The organism is Pseudomonas sp. SWRI51, assembly GCF_014268825.1.
GTDB lineage: Bacteria > Pseudomonadota > Gammaproteobacteria > Pseudomonadales > Pseudomonadaceae > Aquipseudomonas > Aquipseudomonas farsensis.
Genome location: NZ_JABWRG010000203.1, coordinates 1 through 255 on the forward strand (window position 1 = coordinate 1; position 255 = coordinate 255).

General features: G+C 53.3%; 1 protein-coding gene. It reads right to left on the bottom strand.

The features are described from left to right. On the bottom strand, positions 1–252 hold a 252-nt coding region (locus tag HU720_RS24020), incomplete at its 3' end, for an iron-containing alcohol dehydrogenase (protein WP_186523655.1). Positions 253–255: the final 3 nt, after the last annotated feature.

The following is a 255-nucleotide window of genomic DNA, read 5'->3' on the forward strand; positions in this document are numbered from 1 at the left end:
GTAATCTGCTGATCGCTCACAGAGAGACGCAATTGCAGCTTTAGTGCATTCACCTGGAAAAACGATGCTGTTCGCCTCGAAGCCATGCTCTGACAATGCTTTTCCTACCTCAGGCCACAGATGCCTCGAGACGAACTCGTCGCACAAGACCAAAGGGCGCGATTGCCCCATATCGGAAAGGATTCTGCCAAGCTGCTTTAGTGCGCCTGGCCCTTGCTCGTATCGGCCAGGAAAACCCATTGTTCGAACCATGCC